This window comes from Sphingobium indicum B90A (genome assembly GCF_000264945.2).
Lineage (GTDB): Bacteria > Pseudomonadota > Alphaproteobacteria > Sphingomonadales > Sphingomonadaceae > Sphingobium > Sphingobium indicum.
Genome location: NZ_CP013070.1, coordinates 2,192,682 through 2,213,382, shown reverse-complemented (window position 1 = coordinate 2,213,382; position 20,701 = coordinate 2,192,682). Strand labels below are relative to the sequence as shown.

The window sequence follows — 20,701 nt, the reverse complement described above, 5'->3', positions numbered from 1 at the left end:
GAGACGAGGGAGACGGCAATCCCCTCCCGGTTATCTCTATCCCCGGTCGCCGACATCGGCGAGACGCGCCGTCGCGATCTGCTGGATCTGGAGGACATCCTTGCGCGCCTCCAGGAAGCGGCGGGGATTGATGGCATTGCCGTTCACCCGCACCTCGAAATGAAGATGCGGCCCCGTGGAGCGGCCGGTCGATCCCATGCGCGCAATGGCGTCGCCGCGCGCCACCTGTTGGCCGACCCGCGCGCTGAAGCCGGACAGATGGGCGTAGCGGGTCAGGATGCCGTTGCCATGCGTGACCTCGATCACATTGCCATAGCCGCTGCGCTGGCCGACGAAACTGACCTTGCCCGATGCGGCGGCCAGGATCGGCTGGCCCATGCTGCCCGGAAAATCCAGGCCCGCGTGAAAGGCCGCATGGCCGTTGAACGGATCGCTGCGATAGCCATAGCTGCTGCTCATCATCGGCGTCGCCGTCGGCTTGCCGGAAGGGATGGCGAGCAGGCTCGCTTCCAGGAATTCCATGCGGGACAGCGCCTTGGCGAGCTTTTCGAACTCGCCCGGCAGGACGTCCTGTCCTTCCCAAGGCACGAAGGGGCCGCCCATCGCCCGGTTTTGCGCGCGGGCGGCGCTGCGGGCGAGGCTGTCGGGATTGAGGCCGAAGCTGCGGATCGCGGCGGCCGCCTTGTCGGCGCGCTTCTGGACGGCGCCGGTCAGCAGGGCGGCGAAGCGGCGCTGCCGGGCGTCGATCCGCAGCAGCGGCGCCGCTTCCGGCGCAACGCTGATCTTGGTGTCTAGCTTGGACGTGCCGCCCTTGGTTCCGCCATCGACCTTGCCGACCACATCGCCGGCGGGGGCCGTGCCGTCCTGGCCGAAATGCGTGCGGTAAAGGTCGTCCATGAAGTCCTGGCGCTCCTGCAGCTCCTGCGCGAGCTGGTCGACCGACTTGCGATAGCGCGCGACCTGGCTGGCGCTGCTGGAGATGGCCTTGTCCCGGGCGGCGAGAGCGGCGCGCTCCTGCTCGATCTCAGCGCTGCTGGCGGCCACGGACAGGCCGAATCCAATCCCGCCGACCAGGGCGGAAGAGAGCAGGCCGACCGCGGCAAGCTGCGCCCTGCGCGAGATATGGATGAACTTCACCTGGCCGCCGGAGCGCAGGAAAATCTCCCGATCCGGGCACAGCTTCGAACACCGGGCCGTCATGCCGGCCCAGAGGGCGGCTGCCCCCATCTTGCTCCATTGCGACAATTGCGACCCCGCGTGCGTTTTTAGTGAACGGGGCGCTAACAAATGGAATCGAGTCGCGCGAATCCGGCGACGGGGAGTCGTGACGAGTCGAAGGATGAACGGGGTGAAACGTGGAACTATGCAAATCGGTTCCGGCCTGCCGCAAATTTTTCTCGGCCTGTCTTCCCTGGCGCGGCCCGACAGTCCCGGTGCATCATCTCAGGACGGACGGCTCGTTTATCCGCCTCTTCGCCACGCAGGCCGGGCGTTCTTGACCCGCGCCCCCCGCATGGCTATAGGCGCGCCTGCTCAAAGACCGGATAAGGAGCGGATTCGTTCGTGCCGATCCCGGTCCTGGGGCATCAGAGCTGAACATTGCCGGTGCTCCTGCGGCTCCGGGCGGGTTTCCGCCGGAGCCTTTGCCGTTTGGAGGCGATTCGTTTTCCAGGCCGCAAGGAACGCGGGGATGCATGCGGTAAAGTAACTGAAAAAGGTGAAGGGCTTCATGCCAACGATCAACCAGCTGGTCCGCAAGGGCCGCGAGCTGCAGAAGACCAAGTCGAAGGTTCCTGCAATGGAAGCGAACCCGCAGAAGCGCGGCGTTTGCACCCGTGTCTACACGACGACCCCGAAGAAGCCGAACTCGGCCCTCCGCAAGGTGGCGAAGGTGCGCCTGGTCAACCAGCGCGAAGTCATCACCTACATTCCGGGTGAAGGCCACAACCTTCAGGAGCACAGCGTCGTGCTGATCCGCGGCGGCCGCGTGCGCGACCTTCCCGGTGTGCGCTATCACGTGCTGCGCGGCGTTCTGGATACCCAGGGCGTCAAGGACCGCAAGCAGAGCCGTTCGAAGTACGGCGCCAAGCGTCCGAAGTAAGGGGAGACCAGAAACATGTCACGTCGTCGTCGCCCCGAAAAGCGCGTCATCCTGCCCGATCCCAAGTTCGGTGATGTCGTGCTGTCGAAGTTCATGAACAGCATCATGCAGGACGGCAAGAAGGCCGTCGCCGAGTCCATCGTGTACGGCGCTCTCGACACTGTCGAGGCGAAGTCCAAGAAGGACCCGATCGCCATGTTCCATGACGCGCTGAACAATGTGAAGCCCGGCATCGAGGTCCGCAGCCGCCGCGTCGGCGGTGCGACCTACCAGGTCCCCGTCGAAGTGCGCCCGGAGCGCGCCCAGGCGCTGGCGATCCGCTGGCTGATCACCGCGTCGCGCAACCGCAGCGAAACCACCATGGCCGCCCGCCTGTCGGGCGAGCTGCTGGACGCCGCCAACAACCGCGGCAATGCCGTCAAGAAGCGCGAAGACACGCACCGCATGGCGGAAGCGAACCGCGCCTTCTCGCATTATCGCTGGTAATCCGGCGCTGGAAAAAGGCGAAGCGGGCATCCATATCGCCCGCTTCCTCTCATGGTTTCAAAAAATCGGTCCGTTCGCCATGGGTGGCTACCCATGGCGAACGGATTGGTTTAGGGGCCACGCGCAGATTTAACGAATCCCCAACCGCCGGCGCGCCGGCAACGGAGAAGCATCATGGCCCGCAGCCATCCGCTCGAACGCTATCGCAATTTCGGTATCATGGCGCATATCGACGCCGGCAAGACCACCACGACCGAGCGCATCCTTTACTATACCGGCAAGTCCTACAAGATCGGCGAAGTCCATGACGGCGCCGCCACCATGGACTGGATGGAGCAGGAGCAGGAGCGTGGCATCACCATCACGTCTGCGGCCACCACCTGCTTCTGGAACGACCATCGGCTGAACATCATCGACACCCCCGGCCACGTCGACTTCACCATCGAAGTCGAGCGTTCGCTGCGCGTGCTGGACGGCGCGGTCGCCGCGTTCGACGGCGTCGCGGGCGTGGAGCCGCAGTCGGAAACCGTGTGGCGCCAGGCGGACAAGTACAAGGTGCCGCGGATGTGCTTCATCAACAAGCTCGACCGTACCGGCGCCAACTTCTATTATTGCGTGCAGACGATCATCGACCGTCTGGGCGCCACCCCGGCCGTCCTCTACCTGCCCATCGGCGCGGAATCGGACTTCAAGGGCCTGGTCGACCTGGTCGAGAACCGCGCCATCATCTGGAAGGACGAGAATCTGGGCGCCGAATTCTCCTATGAGGAGATTCCGGCCGACCTCGCCGACAAGGCTGCCGAATATCGCGAAAAGCTGATCGAACTCGCCGTCGAGCAGGACGACGATGCGATGGAAGCCTATCTGGAAGGCAATCTGCCCGACGTCGCCACGCTCAAGAAGCTGATCCGCAAGGGCACGCTGGGCCATGCCTTCGTGCCGGTGCTGTGCGGCTCGGCGTTCAAGAACAAGGGCGTCCAGCCGCTGCTCGACGCGGTGGTCGATTATCTGCCTTCGCCGCTCGACATTCCCGACGTCCAGGGCATCAACCCCGACACCGACGAGCCCGACAGCCGCAAGACGGCCGACGATGCGCCCTTCTCCGGTCTGGCGTTCAAGATCATGAACGACCCGTTCGTGGGTTCGCTCACCTTCCTGCGCGTCTATTCGGGCACGCTGACCAAGGGCAGCTATCTGAACTCGGTCAAGGACAAGAAGGAAAAGATCGGCCGCATGCTCCTCATGCACGCCAACTCGCGTGAGGACATCGACACCGCCTATGCCGGCGACATCGTCGCCCTGGCGGGCCTCAAGGAAACCACCACCGGCGATACGCTGTGCGCCGAGCGCCAGCCGATCATCCTGGAGCGGATGGAATTCCCCGAGCCGGTGATCGAGCTGTCGGTCGAACCCAAGACCAAGGCCGACCAGGAAAAGATGGGCATCGCGCTCAACCGCCTGGCCGCCGAGGATCCGTCTTTCCGCGTCTCGACCGACCACGAATCGGGCCAGACCATCATCAAGGGCATGGGCGAACTCCACCTCGAAATCCTGGTCGACCGCATGAAGCGCGAGTTCAAGGTCGAGGCCAATGTGGGCGCGCCGCAGGTCGCCTATCGCGAATATCTCGCGAAGAAGGTCGACATCGACTACACCCACAAGAAGCAGTCGGGCGGATCGGGCCAGTTCGGCCGGGTCAAGGTGACGGTCATCCCCGGCGAGCGCGGTTCTGGCTACCAGTTCTTCGACGAGATCAAGGGCGGCAACATCCCGCGCGAATATATCCCGTCGGTGGAAAAGGGCTTCCGCGAGACGGCCGAGACCGGTCATCTGATCGGCTTCCCGATCATCGACTTCGAAGTCCACCTGACGGACGGCGCCTATCACGACGTCGACTCGTCGGCCCTGGCCTTCGAAATCTGCGCCCGCGGCGCGATGCGCGAAGCGGCCGCCAAGTCGGGCATCAAGCTGCTCGAGCCGATCATGAAGGTCGAGGTCGTGACCCCGGAGGAATATCTGGGCGACGTCATCGGCGACATGAACAGCCGTCGCGGCCAGATCCAGGGCACCGACAGCCGCGGCAACGCGCAGGTGGTCGAGGCGATGGTCCCGCTGGCCAACATGTTCGGCTATGTGAACCAGCTTCGTTCGTTCACCCAGGGGCGCGCGAACTACTCGATGATCTTCTCGCACTATGACGAAGTGCCGCAGAATGTGGCGGACGAAGTCAAGGCGAAGATGGCCTGATAATTTTCCTTGGCCGGGTCGTGTAAACGGCTCGGTTAGGGGCTGGTATTCTCTGAATTTGCTGCTATGGACGCGCCTTCGCGAGGCGCGGCCGAGCGGTCAGACCAAAGCTGATTTGATTAGAAGGTAGGATAAAATGGCTAAGGCTAAGTTTGAGCGGAACAAGCCGCACTGCAACATCGGCACCATCGGTCACGTCGACCATGGCAAGACCTCGCTGACCGCGGCGATCACCAAGGTGCTCGCCGAAACCGGCGGCGCGACCTTCGTCGACTATGCCAATATCGACAAGGCTCCCGAGGAGCGCGAGCGCGGCATCACCATCTCGACCGCCCACGTCGAATATGAGACCGAAGCCCGCCACTACGCCCACGTCGACTGCCCGGGTCACGCCGACTACGTCAAGAACATGATCACCGGCGCGGCCCAGATGGACGGCGCGATCCTGGTCGTTTCGGCCACCGACGGCCCGATGCCGCAGACCCGCGAGCACATCCTGCTCGCCCGCCAGGTCGGCGTGCCGCAGCTCGTCGTGTTCATGAACAAGGTCGACCTCGTCGACGATCCGGAAATCCTGGAACTGGTCGAGCTGGAAATCCGCGAACTGCTGTCGTCCTACGACTTCGACGGCGACAACATCCCCGTCATCCCCGGCTCGGCCGTCAAGGCTCTCGACGGTTCGAACGACGAAATCGGCAAGCAGGCCGTTCTGAAGCTGATGGCTGCCGTCGACTCGTTCATCCCGCAGCCGGAGCGTCCGGTCGACAAGCCGTTCCTGATGCCGATCGAAGACGTGTTCTCGATCTCGGGCCGCGGCACCGTCGTGACCGGCCGCGTCGAGACCGGCATCGTCAAGGTCGGCGAGGAAGTCGAGATCGTCGGTCTGAAGGACACCCGCAAGACCACCGTCACCGGCGTCGAAATGTTCCGCAAGCTGCTCGACCAGGGCGAAGCCGGCGACAACATCGGCGCGCTGATCCGTGGCGTGGGCCGTGAGGAAGTCGAGCGCGGTCAGGTTCTGGCCAAGCCCGGCACCATCACCCCGCACACCGAGTTCGACGCGGAAGTCTATGTCCTGTCGAAGGAAGAAGGCGGCCGTCACACCCCGTTCTTCGCCAACTATCGTCCGCAGTTCTACTTCCGCACCACGGACGTGACCGGCGAAGTGATCCTGCCCGAGGGCACCGAGATGGTCATGCCCGGCGACAATGTGAAGCTCGGCGTGAAGCTGATCGCCCCGATCGCGATGGATGCGGGTCTCCGCTTCGCCATTCGTGAAGGCGGCCGCACCGTCGGCGCAGGGGTTGTCGGCACGATCTCGAAGTAATATAGGACCGCAGCGGCGCGAATCGCCTGATTCGCGCCGCTGAGTTTTTTGCCGCCCCGGATCGCCTTTCTCCGGCTCGCATGAGCTAGAAGGGCCAGGAACGGGGCGGATATTTTTTGGTTGGCGCATTTTCACAAGTCATCGGCTGCTCCGGCTGATTTCTGAAAATGCTCCGGGGTTTTTGGCTCTTTCGCATCGGTACAGGAACAATGGACAGCAACATCCGCATTCGCCTCAAGGCGTTCGATCATCGCGTGCTCGATCAGGCGACCGGCGACATCGCCGACACCGCCCGCCGCACCGGCGCCCTTATCCGCGGTCCGATTCCCCTTCCGACGCGCATCGAAAAGTTCACGGTCAACCGTGGCCCGCACATCGACAAGAAGTCGCGCGAGCAGTTCGAGGTCCGCACCTACAAGCGCATGCTTGACATTGTGCAGCCGACGCCGCAGACGGTCGACGCGCTGATGAAGCTGGACCTGGCTGCCGGCGTGAACGTGGAAATCAAACTCGCTTAAGCGAGTTTGCCTTCAGCCCCGGCGAAAGCCGGGGTCTCGGGCAGACAAGCAAGTTCCTGTTGTCCTTTTGGCGGCAGGGTATCGGGCATTCCGGCTTGCCGGAAGCTCAAACGACACAAGGGATACCGCACGGCCCGCCGGTGAACCGGCCAAGGCTCGTGGTCCTGGTCCCCCGTCGCCTTTCCCTGGCGGGATCGGCATCCAACCCGGACGGGGTGATTGTTATGCATGGGTTGGCCGCGAGGGAGAGATCCTGAGCGGTTTTTTCGTTGGATACGCCCGCTGCTAAGGCGGGCCTCTATGGGAGTAATCGGTGATGCGCACAGGCGTGATCGCTAAGAAAGTCGGGATGACCCGTCTGTTCCAGGAGGACGGACGTCATATTCCGGTTACGGTTCTGGCCCTTGAGGGCAATCAGGTCGTGGCCCGCAAGGAAGTCGAGCGTGACGGTTATGTCGCGGTTCAGCTCGGCGCGGGCGTCGCGAAGGTCAAGAATGTCGCCAAGCCGCAGCGCGGCCACTTCGCCAAGGCGGAAGTGGAGCCGAAGGCGCGCCTGGTCGAATTCCGCGTCGCCGAGGATGCGCTCCTCGATGTCGGCGCCGAGATCGCGGCCGATCATTTCATCGCCGGCCAGCTGGTCGACGTTGCCGGCCACACCCAGGGTAAGGGTTTCGCCGGCGCCATGAAGCGCTGGGGCTTCGGCGGCATGCGCGCCACCCACGGCGTGTCGATCAGCCACCGCGCCCATGGTTCGACGGGTAACCGCCAGGATCCGGGCCGCGTCTTCAAGAACAAGAAGATGGCCGGTCACATGGGCGACCGCGAGCGGACCCAGCAGAACCTGGAAATCGTCCGCACGGACGTCGAGCGCGGCCTGCTGTTCGTCAAGGGCAGCGTCCCCGGCGCCAAGGGCACCTGGCTGACCGTCTGCGACGCCGTCAAGGTGAAGCGTCCGGCGGACGCGCCCTATCCGGCGAGCCTGAAGCAGGCTGCCAACAGCAACAACGCTCCGGCTGAAACGCCCGCTGAAGAAGCGGCCGCGCCCGAAGCGACCGAAGGCCAGGAGGGCTAATCATGAAGGTCAAGGTACAGACCCTCGATGCCGCAGCCGCCGGTGAAGTGGAACTGAACGATGCCGTGTTCGGCGTCGAACCCCGCACCGACATTCTGCACCGCGTCGTCACCTGGCAGCTCGAAAAGCGTCGCGCTCCGGCTCGCGCCACCCGTGAGCGTTCGGACGTTGCCCGCACGGGCAAGAAGTTCGGCCGCCAGAAGGGTGGCGGCACCGCCCGTCACGGCGACCGCAAGGCGCCCGTGTTCATCGGCGGCGGTAAGGCGCACGGCGCCCGCGCCCGCACCTTCGGCCACGACCTCAACAAGAAGGTTCGCGCGCTCGGCCTGAAAATGGCCCTGTCGTCGAAGGCCAAGGACGGATCGCTGATCGTTCTCGACAATCTCGACGTGGCGGAAGGCAAGACCAAGGCTCTGGTCGCGCACCTCGCCAAGCTGAACCTCAACAAGGCTCTGTTCATCGACGGCGACGCCGTGAACGTCAGCTTCGCGAAGGCTTCGGCGAACATCATCGGCGTGGACCTGCTGCCCGCCGTTGGCGCCAACGTCTACGACATCCTGAAGGCCGACTCGCTGGTGCTGACCCGCGCCGCGGTCGAAAAGCTGGAGGCCCGTTTCAATGGCTAAGAAAGAAGCCGCGACCGTCGACAACCGTCATTATGACGTCGTTGTCGCGCCGGTCATCACCGAGAAGTCGACCCTTCTCTCCGAGAACAACGCCGTGGTCTTCAAGGTCGCCAACGATGCGTCGAAGCCGGAGATCAAGGCCGCCGTCGAAGCCATTTGGGGCGTGACGGTCAAGAGCGTGAACACGCTGGTCGCCAAGGGCAAGACCAAGAAGTGGAAGGGCAAGCCCTATACGCGCTCGGACGTCAAGAAGGCGATCGTTCGCCTGGCCGATGGCCAGTCGATCGACATCACCGAAGGAGTGCGCTGACCATGGCGCTTAAGAGCTACAACCCGACCAGCCCCGCCCAGCGCGGCCTGATCCTCGTCGACCGCAGCGCGCTGCACAAGGGCAAGCCCGTCAAGGCGCTGACTGAAGGCAAGCGCAAGACCGGCGGCCGCAACAACAAGGGTCATGTGACCTCGCGCGGCATCGCCGGCGGTCACAAGCAGCGCTACCGCATCATCGACTTCAAGCGTCGCCTGTGGGACGTCGAGGGCACGGTCGAGCGTCTGGAATATGACCCCAACCGCACCGCCTTCATCGCGCTGGTCAACTATCCCGACGGCACCCAGGCCTATATCCTGGCGCCGCAGCGTCTGGCTCCCGGCGACAAGGTCGTCGCGGGCAAGAAGACCGACGTGAAGCCGGGCAATGCGATGGAACTCGGCCAGATGCCGGTCGGCACCATCATCCACAATATCGAGATGAAGCCCGGCAAGGGCGGTCAGCTCTGCCGTTCGGCGGGCACCTACGCCCAGCTCGTCGGCCGCGATCGTGGCATGGTGATGGTCCGCCTGTCCTCGGGCGAGCAGCGCTACATCCGTTCGGACTGCATGGGCACCGTCGGTGCCGTGTCGAACCCGGACAACGCCAACACCAATCTCGCCAAGGCCGGCCGCAATCGCTGGCTCGGCAAGCGTCCGCTGACGCGCGGTGTGGCGAAGAACCCGGTCGACCACCCGCATGGCGGCGGTGAAGGCCGGACCTCGGGCGGCCGTCATCCGGTCACGCCCTGGGGCAAGCCGACCAAGGGTGCACGCACCCGCCACAACAAGGCGACGGACAAGTTCATCATCCGTAGCCGCCACGCGAAGAAGAAGAGGTAAGCGAGATGGCTCGTTCCGTCTGGAAAGGTCCGTTCGTGGACCTCAGCCTTCTGAAGAAGGCGGAAGTGGCGCAGGACGCCGGTGGCCGTTCGGGTCCGATCAAGACCTGGTCGCGCCGTTCCACCATCCTGCCGCAGTTCGTCGGCCTGACGTTCAACGTCTATAACGGCCGCAAGCATGTGCCGGTCTCGGTGAACGAGGACATGGTGGGTCACAAGCTGGGCGAATTCGCCCCGACCCGCTACTTCCCCGGCCACGCCGCCGACAAGAAGGGCAAGCGCTAATGAGCAAGGAAAAGGCTCCCCGCCGCGTCGCGGACAATGAGGCGCTGGCCGTCGGCACGCAGATCCGCGGTTCGGCCCAGAAGCTGAACCTGGTCGCCACGCTGATCCGCGGCCGCAAGGTCGAGGACGCGCTGAACATCCTCGCCTTCTCGAAGAAGGCGATGGCCGTCGACGTGCGCAAGGTGCTGGCTTCGGCCATCGCCAATGCGGAAAACAACCACAATCTGGACGTCGACTCGCTGGTCGTCGCGGAAGCATCGGTGGGCAAGAGCTTCACCATGAAGCGCTTTCACGCTCGCGGCCGCGGCAAGTCGACCCGGATTCTCAAGCCCTTCAGCCGCGTGCGCATCGTCGTGCGCGAGCAGGCCGAAGCGGAGGCGTAAGCACATGGGTCACAAGAGCAATCCGATCGGTCTGCGTCTGCAGATCAACCGTACCTGGGACAGCCGCTGGTTCGCGGAAGGCGCCGACTATGGCCGCCTGCTGCTGGAGGATCTGAAGATCCGCCAGTACATCATGAAGAACCTGCCGCAGGCCGCGATCTCCAAGGTCGTGATCGAGCGTCCGGCCAAGCTGTGCCGCGTGTCGATCTACGCCGCCCGTCCCGGTGTCATCATCGGCAAGAAGGGCGCGGACATCGAAAAGCTGCGCAAGAAGCTGGGCGGCTTGACCTCTTCGGACGTCAGCCTGAACATCGTCGAAATCCGCAAGCCGGAAATCGACTCCAAGCTCGTCGCGCAGGGCATCGCCGACCAGTTGGAGCGCCGTGTGGCATTCCGCCGCGCCATGAAGCGCGCGGTGCAGTCGGCCCTGCGTCTCGGCGCGGAAGGCATCAAGATCACCTGCGGCGGCCGTCTGGGCGGCGCGGAGATCGCCCGCGTGGAATGGTATCGCGAAGGCCGCGTTCCGCTGCACACGCTGCGCGCGAACGTCGACTATGCCGAAGCCGAAGCCCACACCGCTTATGGCGTTTGCGGCATCAAGGTCTGGATCTTCAAGGGTGAGATTCTGGGCCACGATCCGATGGCCACCGACCGGCTGATGCTGGAGGCTCAGACCTCCGGCGTGCGCCCGGCGCGCTGAGAATAAGGTAGGTATAGCGTCATGCTGCAACCGAAAAAAATGAAGTTCCGCAAGACCTTCAAGGGCCGGATCAAGGGCGACGCCAAGGGCGGTTCGGCTCTGAACTTCGGCGCCTATGGTCTGAAGGCCCTGGAGCCCGAGCGCGTCACCGCGCGCCAGATCGAGGCGGCCCGCCGCGCGATCCAGCGCCACCTGCGCCGTCAGGGCCGCCTGTGGATCCGCGTGTTCCCCGACGTGCCGGTTTCCAAGAAGCCCGCCGAAGTCCGTCAGGGCAAGGGCAAGGGTTCGGTCGAATATTGGGCAGCCCGCGTCAAGCCGGGCCGCATCCTGTTCGAACTGGACGGCGTGCCCGGCCCGCTCGCAGCAGAGGCTTTCTCGCGCGCCGCGATGAAGCTGCCGATCAAGACGAAGGTTGTCGCTCGCCTCGGCGACACCTCCCACCTGGAGGGCTAAGCCGTGGCGAATGTTGCCGACCTCAAGACCAAGACGGACGACGAACTGTCGACCGAACTCAACAACCTGAAGCGCGAGCAGTTCAACCTGCGCTTCCAGGCGGCCACCAACCAGCTCGAAAAGCCGAGCCGGGTGCGTGAAGTCCGCCGGTCGATCGCGCAGATCAAGACCCTGCAGTCCGAGCGTTCGCGCTCGGTCGCGAAGTAAAGGAAACACACGATGCCCAAGCGCGTGCTGACGGGAACGGTGGTTTCCGACAAGACCGACAAGACGGTGGTGGTTCGCGTGGAGCGCAAGGTTAAGCATGCGCTCTACGGCAAGATCATCCGCCGCTCGAAGAAGTACCATGCCCATGACGAGGGCAATGTCTACAAGGAAGGCGAAACGGTCCGCATCGAGGAGACCGCTCCGATTTCCAAGCTCAAGACCTGGAAGGTCATCGAGCGCGTGGACACCCACAAGTCGCCCGAAACGGCGGCCTGAGGTTAGTCATCGGCCGTAAGGGTCGAAATTTCGGACGCGGGGCTGGCCTTTTCGTCAAGAAGAGGTTACAGGCCCGCGCTTCGTGTTTCGAATCTTCCGGTCGAAACTCGAATTCGGAACCGCCGGGAATTGCCCCGGTAGGCCAAATAAGAAGGAACCGGATCCATGATCCAGATGCAATCCAATCTTGACGTCGCTGACAACAGCGGCGCCAAGCGCGTCCAGTGCATCAAGGTGCTGGGCGGATCGAAGCGTCGCTTCGCGAGCGTGGGCGACATTATCGTCGTCTCGATCAAGGAAGCCGCGCCTCGTGGCAAGGTGAAGAAGGGTGACGTGCATCGCGCCGTCATCGTGCGCACCGCCAAGGACGTGCGTCGCGCTGACGGCAGCGTGATTCGCTTCGACGGCAATGCCGCCGTGCTGATCAACAAGAACGAGGAGCCGATCGGCACCCGTATCTTTGGCCCGGTCGTTCGCGAACTGCGCGCCAAGAAGCACATGAAGATCATCTCGCTCGCCCCTGAGGTGCTGTAATGAGCGCTGCCAAGATCAAGAAGGGCGACAAGGTCGTCATCCTGGCCGGCAAGGACAAGGGCCGCACCGGCGCCGTCCTGCAGGTGCTGCCGAAGGACGACAAGGTCCTGGTGGAAGGCATCAACGTGCATGCGCGCCATCGCAAGCCGGACCAGGCGAACCCGCAGGGCGGCATCGAGCGCAAGCCCGCGCCGCTCCACATTTCGAACGTCGCTGTCGCCGACAAGGATGGCAAGCCGACCCGCGTCCGTTTCGAGGACCGCGACGGCAAGAAGGTCCGCGTCGCCGTCAAGTCCGGTGAGGTGCTGTAATGAGCGACAAGTACATCCCCCGCTCCAAGTCGCTCTATGACGCCGAAATCGCCAAGGCGATGACCGCGAAGTTCGGTTACAAGAACGTCATGGAAGTGCCGAAGATCGAGAAGATCACGCTCAACATGGGCGTCGGCGAAGCGACCCAGGACAAGAAGAAGGTCACTTCGGCGGCCGAGGAAATGGAACTGATCGCCGGCCAGAAGCCGGTCATCACCAAGGCCCGCAAGTCGATCGCGCAGTTCAAGCTGCGTGAAGGCATGCCGATCGGCGCCAAGGTCACGCTGCGCCGCGAGCGCATGTACGAGTTCCTGGATCGCCTGATCAACATCGCGCTCCCCCGCGTGCGCGACTTCCGGGGCCTGAACCCGAAGAGCTTCGACGGCCGCGGCAACTACGCCTTCGGCATCAAGGAGCAGATCATCTTCCCGGAGATCAACTATGACCGCATCGACAAGGTGCGCGGCATGGACATCATCGTGACCACCACGGCGAAGACGGACGAGGAAGCGCGCGAACTGCTGCGTCTCTTCGGCTTCCCCTTCCCGATCGAAGAGAAGCAGGCGGCCTGAACGGGCCCCGCTTCTCTTTCCGACAAACCCAAGGAAAGAGAACTTAAGTCATGGCGAAACTGAGTTCGATCAACAAGAACGAGCGCCGCAAGAAGCTGGTGAAGAAATATGCCGGCCGCTATGCGAAGCTCAAGGCGATCGCGAATGATACGACCGCTGACGACAGCGATCGTCTGATCGCGCGTCTGAAGATGGCGGAAATTCCCCGCAACGGCAATCCGACCCGCGTGCGCAACCGCTGCGAGCTGACGGGCCGTCCCCGGGCCTATTACCGCAAATTCCGTCTCTGCCGCGTGCAGTTGCGTGATCTGGCCAACAAGGGCCTGATCCCCGGCGTCACCAAGTCGAGCTGGTAAGGATCATTTGAGATGGCATTGACCGATCCCCTGGGTGATATGCTCACCCGCATCCGCAACGGGCAGCAGGCGAAGAAGGACAGCGTCGTGTCCCCCGCTTCGAAGCTTCGCGCCCGCGTGCTCGACGTGCTGCAGCGCGAAGGCTATATCCGTGGCTATTCCGAGGAACTGCTCGGCAACCATCCCGGCCTGCGCATCGAGCTCAAATATTTCGAAGGCCAGCCGGCGATCAAGCATGTCGCCCGCGTGTCCAAGCCGGGCCGCCGCGTTTACTCCGGTTCCAAGGAACTGCCGGTGATCCGCAACGGCCTGGGCATCACCATTGTCTCGACGCCCCGCGGCGTTCTGTCCGACGCCGAAGCGCGCGAGCAGAATGTCGGCGGCGAAGTGCTGGCGGAGGTGTTCTGATGAGCCGTACTGGTAAAAAGCCGGTTGCCGTCCCCGCGGGCGTCACCGCCGCCATCGCCGACGGTCAGCTTTCGGTGAAGGGGCCCAAGGGCACCCTGTCGCTGCCGCTGGCCGACGAAGTGACCTACAGCATCGAGGAAGGCTCGATCGCCGTGAAGCCTGCCAATGACAGCAAGCGCGCCCGCGCTTTCTGGGGCATGCAGCGCACGCTGATCGCGAACCTGATCACCGGCGTGACAGAGGGCTTTTCGAAGAAGTTGCTCATCACCGGCGTCGGTTACCGCGCCAACGCCCAGGGCAAGACCCTGAAGCTGCAGCTCGGCTATTCGCACGACGTCGATTTCGCGGTGCCGGAAGGCATCGAGATCAAGACCCCGGACAACACCACGGTCGAGATCAGCGGCATCGACAAGCAGAAGGTGGGTCAGGTTGCCGCCGAGATCCGCCGCTGGCGCAAGCCCGAACCCTATAAGGGCAAGGGCATCAAATACGCCGGCGAGTTCATCTTCCGCAAGGAAGGGAAGAAGAAGTAAGATGGCAAAGCTTTCCCTCTTCGCGCGGCGCCGTCGCCGCGTCCGCACCGCGCTCAAGGCTGTTTCGGGCACGCGTCCGCGCCTCAGCGTCCACCGTTCGGGCCGTCACATCTACGCCCAGGTCATCGACGACGCGCAGGGCAAGACCCTGGCGGCCGCGTCGACCCTGGACAAGGATGTGCGCGGCAAGACCGGCGCCACCGCCGACGCCGCCGCCGATGTCGGCAAGCGCGTCGCCGCCGCGGCGACCGCCGCCGGCGTCACCCAGGTCGTGTTCGACCGTGGTGGCTTCCTGTTCCATGGCCGCGTCAAGGCGCTGGCCGATGCGGCCCGTGAAGCCGGGCTGGAGTTCTGACAAATGGCTGACGAAAACGAAATCCAGGCCCAGCCGGGCGCACCGGCTGCCGTTGAAGGCGGCGAGCAGACCGAAGGCCGTCGCGGCCGTGGTCGCGGCGGCGACCGCAACCGTGGCGAGCGTGGCGGCCGTGGCCGTCGCGACGACCGTCGCGGCAATCGTGACGAGGAACAGGGCGAGGAACTGATCGAGAAGCTGGTTCACATCAACCGCGTCTCGAAGACCGTCAAGGGCGGCAAGCGCTTCGGCTTCGCGGCTCTGGTCGTCGTCGGCGACGGCAAGGGCCGCGCGGGCTTCGGCCATGGCAAGGCGCGCGAAGTGCCCGAAGCCATCAGCAAGGCGACCGCTTCGGCCAAGAAGGCGATGGTTCGCGTTCCGCTGAAGGAAGGCCGCACGCTGCACCATGACGGCCTGGGCCATTTCGGCGCGGGCAAGGTGACGGTTCGTTCGGCCCCGGCCGGTACGGGCATCATCGCCGGTGGTCCGATGCGCGCCGTGTTCGAAAGCCTCGGCGTCGCTGACGTCGTGACCAAGTCGAACGGCACGTCGAACCCCTATAACATGATCCGCGCGACCTTCGCGGCGCTGGGCGAGCAGACCAGCCCCAAGTCGGTGGCGCAGCGTCGCGGCAAGAAGGTCGCCGACCTTCTGCGTCGCGGCGGCGTCTCGGCCGAAGTCGCGCAGGCCGATGCCGAAGCGATTGCGGAGTAACAGGATATGGCGAAGATCAAGATCAAGCAGATCGGTTCGCCGATCCGTCGCCCCGAAGCCCAGAAGAAGATTCTGATCGGCCTGGGCCTTGGCAAGATGCACCGCGTGGTGGAACTGGAAGATACCGCGGAAGTCCGCGGCGCGATCAAGAAGCTCCCCCATATGGTGGAAGTGGTCGAGTAATATCCGTCATCCCGGCGAAGGCCGGGATCTCAGGCCGCTGGGCGAACCCTCGATGGGGTTCTGCCCAGCCTCACGAGGCCCCAGCCTTCGCTGGGGCTGCGGCCCGGCCCTTTGGACCGGGCCTTGCGCGAACATAGCGAAAGCGAGTGCACAATGACCAAGCTTAACGAACTCAATGACAATGCCGGCGCCCGCAAGGGCCGGATGCGCGTGGGCCGTGGTATCGGTTCCGGCAAGGGCAAGACCGCCGGTCGCGGCCAGAAGGGCGCGAAGGCGCGTTCGGGCGTCAGCATCAACGGCTTCGAGGGTGGCCAGATGCCGCTCCACATGCGCCTGCCGAAGCGCGGCTTCAACAATATCTTCGCTAAGGATTTCGCGATCGTGAACCTGGGCGCCGTGCAGAAGGCGATCGACGCCGGCAAGCTGGACGCCAACGCGACCATCGACCATGCGGCGCTGAAGGCCGCTGCCCTCGCCCGTGGCGGCAAGGACGGCGTGCGCCTGCTCGCCAAGGGCGATCTGACCGCCAAGGTCAGCTTCCTGGTCGCCGGCGCGTCGAAGGGCGCGGTCGAAGCGGTCGAGAAGGCCGGCGGCAAGGTCGATGTGATCGAAGTCGTTCCGGCGGCTGAAAAGGCCAAGGCGAAGAAGGGCACCGCCCTTGCCGCGAAGAAGGCCGCTGCAAAGGCCTGATCCGGCCCGCCAAGTCTTGCAAGCATGACCCCGCTGCCCGATATGGGTCGGCGGGGTCATGTGCATCGGGGAACGCTGTTTGTCGCAGGAGCGGCAAATCCCGGTTCGACAGCGCCCCATGACCTCGCTAAGGGGTTAGCGATTCAGGCCGGAGCGTTACTCCGGCAAGATGTTTTGAAGGGCAGCCAAGATGGCATCGAGAGCCGACCAGCTCGCATCCAATCTCAGCCTGGCGAAGTTCAGCCAGGCGACCGACCTCAAGAAGCGCCTGTGGTTCACGCTGGGCGCGCTGATCGTCTTCCGCTTCCTGAGCTTCGTGCCGCTGCCGGGCGTCGATCCGACCGCGCTGTCGCAGCTCTACGCGCAGACCAATGGCGGCATCCTCGACATCTTCAACACCTTTTCGGGCGGATCGCTCTCCCGCATGAGCCTGATCGCGCTGGGGGTGATGCCCTATATCACCGCGTCCATCGTGGTGCAGCTTGCCGCCAGCCTCTCGCCGCAACTCGCGGCGATCAAGAAGGAAGGCGAAAGCGGCCGCAAGAAGCTCAATCAATACACCCGTTACGGCACGGTCGGCCTGACCGCCGTGCAGGGCTATTTCATCGCCGTGGGGCTGGAGAGCTTCGGCGCGCAATCGGGCGTGCAGGCGGTGGTCGACCCTGGCTATCTGTTCCGGGTCGCGGCGGTGGTCTCGCTGATCGGCGGCACCATGTTCCTGATGTGGCTGGGTGAGCAGATCACCTCGCGCGGCATCGGCAACGGCGTCTCGCTCATCATCATGGCGGGCATCGTCGCGCAATTGCCGGTGACGCTGAGCAACCTGTTCAAGTCGAGCAGCACGGGCGCGATTTCCGGCCTGGTGATCTTCCTGGTGATCGTGCTGGGCTTCGGCCTCATCGCCTTCATCTGCTTCATGGAGCGGGCGCAGCGCCGGGTGCTGATCCAATATCCCAAGCGCCAGACGCGGCAGGGCCTGATGCAGGCGGACCGCAGCCATCTGCCGCTGAAGGTCAATACCGCGGGCGTGATCCCGCCGATCTTCGCTTCGTCGCTGCTGCTGATGCCGCTCACCGTCTCGCAATTCGCCGGCCAGACCGTGGCGGGCGAGAGCAGGCTCGGCGATTTCGTGCTGACGCTGAACCAGTATCTGTCGCACGGCAGCCCGGTCTATATGGCGCTCTATGGCCTTGGCATCGTCTTCTTCTGCTTCTTCTACACTGCAGTGGTGTTCAATCCGGAAGAGACGGCCGACAATCTCAAGCGCAACGGCGGCTTCATCCCCGGCATCCGCCCGGGCAAGAACACCGAAAATTATCTGGATTATGTGCTGACGCGCATCACGGTAATCGGCGCGGCCTATCTGGCCTTCATCTGCCTGGTGCCGGAATTCGCCATCGCCCGGGCGGGCATTCCCTTCTACCTTGGTGGGACTAGCCTGTTGATCGTCGTCAATGTTACGGTCGACACCGTGACGCAGATCCAGAGCCACCTGCTCGCCCATCAATATGGGGATCTGATCAAGAAGGCGAAGCTGAAGGGGCGTCTGCGCTAACGCTGCGCGGCGCGGTTAAAAAGCGCGAAGAACAGGGGAGAATGCGCGACATGAATATCATTCTGCTCGGCCCTCCGGGCGCCGGCAAGGGAACGCAGGCGACGCGCCTGGTGGACAGCCGGGCCATGGTGCAACTGTCGACCGGCGACATGCTGCGCGCGGCGGTGAAGGCCGGGACGCCCATCGGCCTCAAGGCCAAGGCGGTGATGGAGGCCGGCGAACTGGTGTCCGACGAGATCGTCTCCGGCATCATCGGGGAGGCGCTGGACGCCCTGGCTCCGGAAACCGGCGTGATCTTCGACGGCTATCCCAGGACGGAGGCGCAGGCGCATTCGCTGGACGGCATATTGGCCGACCGCAATCGGACGCTGGACCATGTGATCGAACTGGAAGTGGACGAGGACGCGCTGGTCGAGCGCATCACCGGCCGCTTCACCTGCGCGACCTGCGGCGAGGGCTATCACGACAGGTTCAAGACGCCGAAGGTCGAGGGCACCTGCGACAAATGCGGCGGCCATGAATTCAAGCGCCGTCCGGACGACAATGAGGAAACCGTGCGGACCCGCATGGCCGAATATCGCGCCAAGACAGCGCCCATCCTGCCGATCTACGAAGCGCGCGGCATCGTGTCGCGGGTCGACGGCATGGCCGACATGGACGATGTGACCGTCGCTATCGCCGCCATATTGGACGGCAAGGCCGCCTGAGCTAAGCTGGCCCTCCATTCCGGAGGGAATTTATGCGCAAGATCGTGGCTTTGGGGTGGGCTGGCGCGGCGATGGCCGCACCGGCCCATTCTGCTGTTACCGCCAGCAGCGATGCCGGCTTTGCGGTGGAGAACAGCGTTCAGGTCGCCGCCGATGCCGCGACGGTCTATCGCCTTCTGAGCCAGCCCGGACGCTGGTGGAACGGTGCGCATAGCTATAGCGGCTCTGCCGCCAATCTCAGGCTGGAACCAGTGGCGGGCGGATGCTTCTGCGAAGCATTGCCGGGCGAAGAGGGACGGGTGGGCAGCGTCGAACATGCCCGTGTGATCCATGCCGCGCCTGACCGGCAATTGCGGCTGTCCGGCGCCCTTGGGCCGTTGCAGGCCGAAGCCGTGACCGGGACGCTGACTTTCGACATCGCCCCGTCCGGGAAGGGCGTGCGTGTCGTCATGAGCTATGTGGTCGGCGGTTATATCCGCATGGGCGCCGCCAGGATCGCGCCGGTGGTGGACAAGGTGCTGGCGGAGCAACTGTCGGGATTGAAACGGGCGGCAGAGGAGGATGCCGCTGGTCGAACCGGCCTGTGATGGGCGTTCCTGGGGTCCGCAGCCAGCGGCAAGAAAGGCCATGAGCGGACATTAGTTTTCCGTCACCCCGGACTTGATCCGGGGTCCCGCTTTTGCCTCTACACCGCGCCCAGCCCAAGGCAGCGGGACCCCGGATCAAGTCCGGGGTGACGAATGGGGGAATGACGGCTTCCCACCCAATCCAGTCATCGACGGAAGCATGGCTTATATCGCTGCTTAACCACGATATTAACGGAATGATTGCTGTTTCTTTGCTATGGCGCGGTCATGCCGGGGCCGCGCCCTTCTTCCCGCCGATTGACGGAACTGGACGCCTTGCGCGGGCTGGGCGCGCTATGCGTGCTCGTCTTCCATTATTCCACGCGCTTCCATGAACTGTTCCCGCAGGCGGCCCATGTGCCCTTCCGCTTTCTGGGCGGCAATTACCGGGTGCTGCTGTTCTTCGCCATTTCCGGCTTCGCGATCTTCTTCACGCTCGACCGCATCCGCACGACGGCCGATTTCCTGGTCAACCGTTTCGCGCGGCTCTATCCCGCCTATCTCGTCGCGATGCTCCTGACGCTGGGCATCGAATCCCTGGCGCGGGTTTCCCAATTGCTGATCGGGTCGGCGGCGATTCTGGCCAACGTCACCATGCTGCAGGGCTTCGCCTTCCTGCCGGAGGTGGACGGCGCCTATTGGACGTTGACGGTGGAGATCGCCTTTTACGCCTGCATGCTGTCGATCTGGAAGTACACGGGGCTAAGGCGGCTGGAACTCTTGCTGCTGGGCTGGCTGGCCGCGCGCTGGCTCTATGCGCTGTGGCCGGGCATGCCGGAAAGGATCGTGATGCTGCTGGTGCTGCGCTATGTGCCTTTCTTCATCATCGGCATATTGTCTTATCGCGTCTGGGCAGGGCAGCGAAGCTGGCGCCAGCAGGCACCCCATGCCGCGCTCGCGCTGCTGTCGGTCGCGACGATCGACAGCCCGGACATGCTGCTGGCCGGCGTCCTGCTGCTGGCGACGTTCGTGGCGCTCGTCGCCGGGCGGCTGCGTTTCCTCAGCTTTCGTCCGCTCGTCTGGATGGGCGGGATCAGCTATTCCTTCTACCTCATCCATCAGCATGTCGGCTTCGTCGTCATGCTGAAGATGGCGGAGGCGGGGTACAGTCCCTGGACGGGGTTCGCGGCGGCATTCGCCGTGGCGCTGGTTTTGGGCACGCTGATCAACCGGCTGGTCGAGCGGCCCGCCGGGGAAGCGATATTGCGCTGGTGGCGGAATCGGGGAAGGTCCGCGCCCAACGAAGGTGCGCCGAGCCAAGCCTGACCGCTCTCCCCGCCCAGGCCATTCACAACCAATTCAAGCAGCCCGCGTTATGCATGGCATGGATG

At 64.1% G+C, this 20,701-nt stretch carries 30 protein-coding genes; 29 read left to right on the top strand and 1 reads right to left on the bottom strand.

What is annotated here, in order from left to right:
* Window positions 1–36: 36 nt before the first annotated feature.
* The gene (locus SIDU_RS10830; protein ID WP_007686592.1) at window positions 37–1,227 is read right to left on the bottom strand and encodes a M23 family metallopeptidase; all 1,191 of its coding nucleotides are present in this window, start codon (window positions 1,225–1,227) and stop codon (window positions 37–39) included.
* A gap of 502 nt (window positions 1,228–1,729) precedes the next feature.
* Between SIDU_RS10830 and rpsL the strand changes: the two genes are divergently transcribed.
* From rpsL to SIDU_RS10685, 29 genes are all read left to right on the top strand, one after another.
* Window positions 1,730–2,101, top strand: coding sequence for a 30S ribosomal protein S12 (gene rpsL / locus SIDU_RS10825; RefSeq protein WP_007686591.1), 372 nt, complete (start codon window positions 1,730–1,732; stop codon window positions 2,099–2,101).
* A 15-nt stretch (window positions 2,102–2,116) separates the two neighbouring features.
* A complete protein-coding gene (gene rpsG / locus SIDU_RS10820; protein WP_007686590.1) occupies window positions 2,117–2,587 on the top strand; it encodes a 30S ribosomal protein S7 in 471 nt (156 codons plus the stop codon).
* Between the two features lie 174 nt (window positions 2,588–2,761).
* The gene (gene fusA / locus SIDU_RS10815) at window positions 2,762–4,834 is read left to right on the top strand and encodes an elongation factor G (RefSeq protein WP_007686589.1); all 2,073 of its coding nucleotides are present in this window, start codon (window positions 2,762–2,764) and stop codon (window positions 4,832–4,834) included.
* A 136-nt stretch (window positions 4,835–4,970) separates the two neighbouring features.
* Window positions 4,971–6,161, top strand: a complete 1,191-nt coding sequence (tuf, locus tag SIDU_RS10810; protein ID WP_007686588.1) for an elongation factor Tu — start codon at window positions 4,971–4,973, stop codon at window positions 6,159–6,161.
* 209 nt (window positions 6,162–6,370) lie between these two features.
* Entirely contained in the window at window positions 6,371–6,679 is a 309-nt protein-coding gene (gene rpsJ / locus SIDU_RS10805; protein ID WP_007686587.1) for a 30S ribosomal protein S10, read from the top strand.
* Window positions 6,680–6,995: 316 nt separating this feature from the next.
* Window positions 6,996–7,751 carry a 50S ribosomal protein L3 gene (gene rplC / locus SIDU_RS10800; protein WP_007686585.1) on the top strand — a complete coding sequence of 252 codons (756 nt, stop codon included), beginning with the start codon at window positions 6,996–6,998 and terminating at the stop codon, window positions 7,749–7,751.
* Between the two features lie 2 nt (window positions 7,752–7,753).
* The gene (gene rplD / locus SIDU_RS10795) at window positions 7,754–8,377 is read left to right on the top strand and encodes a 50S ribosomal protein L4 (RefSeq protein ID WP_007686583.1); all 624 of its coding nucleotides are present in this window, start codon (window positions 7,754–7,756) and stop codon (window positions 8,375–8,377) included.
* Window positions 8,370–8,687, top strand: a complete 318-nt coding sequence (locus SIDU_RS10790; RefSeq protein WP_007686581.1) for a 50S ribosomal protein L23 — start codon at window positions 8,370–8,372, stop codon at window positions 8,685–8,687. Before rplD ends, SIDU_RS10790 begins: the two co-directional genes overlap by 8 nt.
* Before the next feature lie 2 nt (window positions 8,688–8,689).
* Window positions 8,690–9,526 carry a 50S ribosomal protein L2 gene (gene rplB / locus SIDU_RS10785; RefSeq protein ID WP_007686579.1) on the top strand — a complete coding sequence of 279 codons (837 nt, stop codon included), beginning with the start codon at window positions 8,690–8,692 and terminating at the stop codon, window positions 9,524–9,526.
* A 5-nt stretch (window positions 9,527–9,531) separates the two neighbouring features.
* Window positions 9,532–9,810, top strand: a complete 279-nt coding sequence (gene rpsS / locus SIDU_RS10780) for a 30S ribosomal protein S19 (RefSeq protein WP_007686576.1) — start codon at window positions 9,532–9,534, stop codon at window positions 9,808–9,810.
* Complete coding sequence (gene rplV, locus SIDU_RS10775; protein WP_007686575.1) at window positions 9,810–10,193, top strand: 50S ribosomal protein L22; 384 nt, start codon at window positions 9,810–9,812, stop codon at window positions 10,191–10,193. The genes rpsS and rplV overlap by 1 nt, the downstream gene beginning before the upstream one ends.
* 4 nt (window positions 10,194–10,197) lie before the next feature.
* Entirely contained in the window at window positions 10,198–10,893 is a 696-nt protein-coding gene (gene rpsC, locus SIDU_RS10770) for a 30S ribosomal protein S3 (protein ID WP_007686574.1), read from the top strand.
* 21 nt (window positions 10,894–10,914) lie between these two features.
* Complete coding sequence (gene rplP, locus SIDU_RS10765) at window positions 10,915–11,346, top strand: 50S ribosomal protein L16 (protein WP_007686573.1); 432 nt, start codon at window positions 10,915–10,917, stop codon at window positions 11,344–11,346.
* A gap of 3 nt (window positions 11,347–11,349) precedes the next feature.
* Entirely contained in the window at window positions 11,350–11,553 is a 204-nt protein-coding gene (gene rpmC / locus SIDU_RS10760; protein ID WP_007686572.1) for a 50S ribosomal protein L29, read from the top strand.
* Between the two features lie 12 nt (window positions 11,554–11,565).
* Window positions 11,566–11,829 (top strand): 30S ribosomal protein S17, encoded by a 264-nt coding sequence (gene rpsQ / locus SIDU_RS10755; protein ID WP_006960320.1) that lies wholly within the window; start codon window positions 11,566–11,568, stop codon window positions 11,827–11,829.
* A 165-nt stretch (window positions 11,830–11,994) separates the two neighbouring features.
* On the top strand, window positions 11,995–12,363 hold the full coding sequence (rplN, locus tag SIDU_RS10750; protein ID WP_007686569.1) for a 50S ribosomal protein L14: 369 nt from the start codon (window positions 11,995–11,997) through the stop codon (window positions 12,361–12,363).
* Window positions 12,363–12,674, top strand: a complete 312-nt coding sequence (gene rplX / locus SIDU_RS10745; RefSeq protein ID WP_007686567.1) for a 50S ribosomal protein L24 — start codon at window positions 12,363–12,365, stop codon at window positions 12,672–12,674. The genes rplN and rplX overlap by 1 nt, the downstream gene beginning before the upstream one ends.
* Window positions 12,674–13,246, top strand: coding sequence for a 50S ribosomal protein L5 (gene rplE / locus SIDU_RS10740; RefSeq protein ID WP_007686565.1), 573 nt, complete (start codon window positions 12,674–12,676; stop codon window positions 13,244–13,246). The genes rplX and rplE overlap by 1 nt, the downstream gene beginning before the upstream one ends.
* A 50-nt stretch (window positions 13,247–13,296) precedes the next feature.
* Window positions 13,297–13,602 (top strand): 30S ribosomal protein S14, encoded by a 306-nt coding sequence (rpsN, locus tag SIDU_RS10735; RefSeq protein ID WP_007686564.1) that lies wholly within the window; start codon window positions 13,297–13,299, stop codon window positions 13,600–13,602.
* Window positions 13,603–13,614: 12 nt separating this feature from the next.
* Complete coding sequence (gene rpsH, locus SIDU_RS10730; RefSeq protein WP_007686563.1) at window positions 13,615–14,010, top strand: 30S ribosomal protein S8; 396 nt, start codon at window positions 13,615–13,617, stop codon at window positions 14,008–14,010.
* Window positions 14,010–14,543 carry a 50S ribosomal protein L6 gene (gene rplF, locus SIDU_RS10725; protein ID WP_007686562.1) on the top strand — a complete coding sequence of 178 codons (534 nt, stop codon included), beginning with the start codon at window positions 14,010–14,012 and terminating at the stop codon, window positions 14,541–14,543. The genes rpsH and rplF overlap by 1 nt, the downstream gene beginning before the upstream one ends.
* Before the next feature lies 1 nt (window position 14,544).
* A complete protein-coding gene (gene rplR, locus SIDU_RS10720; RefSeq protein ID WP_007686561.1) occupies window positions 14,545–14,898 on the top strand; it encodes a 50S ribosomal protein L18 in 354 nt (117 codons plus the stop codon).
* 3 nt (window positions 14,899–14,901) lie between these two features.
* The gene (gene rpsE / locus SIDU_RS10715; protein WP_007686560.1) at window positions 14,902–15,609 is read left to right on the top strand and encodes a 30S ribosomal protein S5; all 708 of its coding nucleotides are present in this window, start codon (window positions 14,902–14,904) and stop codon (window positions 15,607–15,609) included.
* A gap of 6 nt (window positions 15,610–15,615) precedes the next feature.
* Window positions 15,616–15,792, top strand: a complete 177-nt coding sequence (gene rpmD / locus SIDU_RS10710; RefSeq protein WP_007686559.1) for a 50S ribosomal protein L30 — start codon at window positions 15,616–15,618, stop codon at window positions 15,790–15,792.
* A 153-nt stretch (window positions 15,793–15,945) separates the two neighbouring features.
* Window positions 15,946–16,482 carry a 50S ribosomal protein L15 gene (gene rplO / locus SIDU_RS10705; protein ID WP_007686558.1) on the top strand — a complete coding sequence of 179 codons (537 nt, stop codon included), beginning with the start codon at window positions 15,946–15,948 and terminating at the stop codon, window positions 16,480–16,482.
* A gap of 190 nt (window positions 16,483–16,672) precedes the next feature.
* Window positions 16,673–18,037 carry a preprotein translocase subunit SecY gene (gene secY / locus SIDU_RS10700; protein ID WP_007686557.1) on the top strand — a complete coding sequence of 455 codons (1,365 nt, stop codon included), beginning with the start codon at window positions 16,673–16,675 and terminating at the stop codon, window positions 18,035–18,037.
* A 50-nt stretch (window positions 18,038–18,087) separates the two neighbouring features.
* Window positions 18,088–18,744 carry an adenylate kinase gene (locus tag SIDU_RS10695; protein WP_025771376.1) on the top strand — a complete coding sequence of 219 codons (657 nt, stop codon included), beginning with the start codon at window positions 18,088–18,090 and terminating at the stop codon, window positions 18,742–18,744.
* A gap of 32 nt (window positions 18,745–18,776) precedes the next feature.
* Complete coding sequence (locus tag SIDU_RS10690) at window positions 18,777–19,331, top strand: SRPBCC family protein (RefSeq protein WP_007686553.1); 555 nt, start codon at window positions 18,777–18,779, stop codon at window positions 19,329–19,331.
* A gap of 267 nt (window positions 19,332–19,598) precedes the next feature.
* A complete protein-coding gene (locus SIDU_RS10685) occupies window positions 19,599–20,636 on the top strand; it encodes an acyltransferase family protein (protein WP_025771378.1) in 1,038 nt (345 codons plus the stop codon).
* Window positions 20,637–20,701 lie beyond the last annotated feature (65 nt).